General features: G+C 39.8%; 1 protein-coding gene and 6 tRNA genes. 6 read left to right on the forward strand and 1 reads right to left on the reverse strand.

Annotated features, from left to right (window positions below; translation table 11 throughout):
• Positions 1-16 precede the first annotated feature (16 nt).
• The 6 genes from FB379_RS18225 (at position 17) to FB379_RS18250 (ending at position 918) form a co-directional block, all read left to right on the forward strand.
• A tRNA-Asp gene (locus FB379_RS18225) sits at positions 17-92 on the forward strand.
• Positions 93-202: 110 nt separating this feature from the next.
• A tRNA-Phe gene (locus FB379_RS18230) sits at positions 203-275 on the forward strand.
• Positions 276-292: 17 nt separating this feature from the next.
• Positions 293-368: transfer RNA gene (locus FB379_RS18235), tRNA-His, on the forward strand.
• Positions 369-596: 228 nt separating this feature from the next.
• A tRNA-Gly gene (locus FB379_RS18240) sits at positions 597-667 on the forward strand.
• A 6-nt stretch (positions 668-673) separates the two neighbouring features.
• Positions 674-747 (forward strand) — tRNA-Ile (locus FB379_RS18245).
• A gap of 99 nt (positions 748-846) precedes the next feature.
• A tRNA-Asn gene (locus tag FB379_RS18250) sits at positions 847-918 on the forward strand.
• Between the two features lie 60 nt (positions 919-978).
• On the opposite strand, the gene FB379_RS18255 is transcribed toward FB379_RS18250, so the two are convergent.
• Positions 979-1731 (reverse strand): TraR/DksA C4-type zinc finger protein, encoded by a 753-nt coding sequence (locus FB379_RS18255; RefSeq protein WP_240326840.1) that lies wholly within the window; start codon positions 1729-1731, stop codon positions 979-981.
• Positions 1732-2169: the final 438 nt, after the last annotated feature.

Raw genomic sequence — 2169 nt, forward strand, 5'->3', positions numbered from 1 at the left:
TGCCCCCGCAACCAATGGTCCCGTAGTGTAGCGGTTAACATGCCTGCCTGTCACGCAGGAGATCGCGGGTTCGATTCCCGTCGGGACCGCCATTAATTATTGATTCAACAGCTGTAGGAGGAATTTTTCAAGTACAGCAGGTTGTGTCAATGAATTCTTTCTTTAATGATGGATTGTACATAATTTTTTATCGGAGTTTTACGGCTCGGTAGCTCAGTCGGTAGAGCAAAGGACTGAAAATCCTTGTGTCGGCGGTTCGATTCCGTCCCGAGCCATTGTTTTATTAATTGCGGCGACTGTGGCGAAGTGGTTAACGCACCAGATTGTGGCTCTGGCATTCGTGGGTTCGATTCCCATCAGTCGCCCCATTTGCCTATAGTAGAGATAGATAATATGGCATTGAAAATAAGTATTTATTTCTATTATCAGCTTATTATGCGGGTGTAGTTTAGTGGTAAAACCTCAGCCACGAGCGACACTTCAATGAATAATCTGCGAGTTGCCTCGACGCATTTACATCCTCGAACAGTGCTGGAAGAGGAAGAGGCATGGAAATTGCGTGTTTATCATTTAAATAGAAAAATAAATATTTTCGCGCGGGTGTAGTTTAGTGGTAAAACCTCAGCCTTCCAAGCTGATGTCGTGGGTTCGATTCCCATCACCCGCTTAATATGGGCTTGTAGCTCAGCTGGTTAGAGCGCACGCCTGATAAGCGTGAGGTCGGTGGTTCAAGTCCACTCAGGCCCATTGCTATTTTTTAAGCAGCTTAGTTGGGCAATTGACATTGCTGCAATTGTCAGTCAATAGCTGTTCTATTTGGCAAAATGCCTTAAATTTTTTTTATATTCCGCAGTAGCTCAGTGGTAGAGCATTCGGCTGTTAACCGAACGGTCGCAGGTTCGAATCCTGCCTGCGGAGTCATTTCGAAATCAAAAAAAGCGTTGCAAGCTGCAACGCTTTTTTTGTCTTCTTGTAATTTTAATCATTTTTCGTATATGGTTCTTTTTCTGTTAATGGAAGATCTCCCCATAAAACTGTTAAATCCTCTTCATCAAGCATTTTTTCATATCGTTTATGTTCATGTGACGGATAGACGTTTACGTTTTTTCCCTCAATATCTGTATAAATGAAGTTTTCAATATCTTCAATATATCCAATTTCATCATCGGAATTATACATATCTCCGTACGATAACGGTGGAGTTCTTACATCTTGCGGTGTTTCTGACGTTCCGTATTCGATAACATCTTGAAAATAATCATACGGTTCAGTAACAGCGGTATTTTCATGGTCGATTTGAGAGGATCCGTGAAAAGTCGCATCAAGTATTTCTTCCTCTACAGGTCTTTCATGAGAAATCGTTTGAACTAGAGTATGTTCTTTGCATGTTTTGGCTGTCGGTATGGCTTTAAGACGGTCTTCATCAATTTTTTTTCCGCAGACGGAACAAGTACCGTAAGTGCCCTCATGAATTCTTTCTAATGCTTCAACGATCTCTTCATATTCTTTTTCTAAATGTTTATTTAATGCTAAATCTTTTTCTCTTTCATACAGTTCGGTCGCATCGTCTCCGGGGTGATTGTCGTAGCTGGAAAGCTCTCCAGTTGATTCATGGTCCAGCCCTTTTTCCAATTGAAAATGATCGTTATTGTCCCAACGTTTTTCAATCTCATTTTTCATGAATATTAATTGCTTTTGGAAATCCTTTAGTTTTTTTTCGTCCATGTCCATATGAAAGACACCTTCTTTTTTAGAATCTAAAGCTATTTTGGACGAAAAGGAATAAATTATAACTTTAAAATCATGAAAAAAATTCACCTTTGCAGCCATAAATTTCATCATCATTTTAAAACATGTCAGGAAAGGATTGCTGCTTCCGCGCCTTTTTTAACGCTATGCTTTGAAGCTGATGGCACTTGAAAGGCTAACATAACATCATTCGCTGAGAAACAGGCTGGCTATCCGATAAAGAGGCTGTGACCTATCGAGATGTTTTTTCAGGACAAAATATTTGCTCAGCATATTGAAATTGCGAGTGGATGATACAGAACAAATTTCACAGTAAAGCTTAATAAAAAAGGGGCTGTCCGATAAGTCCCTAAAATGAAGCAAGTGGAGAAAAACAATTCGTTTCTCTCCACTTGCTTTTATATTTTTTCGATTTTTATC

This window comes from Aeribacillus composti, from assembly GCF_007827555.1.
GTDB lineage: Bacteria > Bacillota > Bacilli > Bacillales > Aeribacillaceae > Aeribacillus > Aeribacillus composti.

Coding starts and splice junctions, on each gene's coding strand:
- FB379_RS18255 (WP_240326840.1), bottom strand. CDS start 1,731: ATGGACATGGACGAAAAAAAACTAAAGGATTTCCAAAAGCAATTAATA.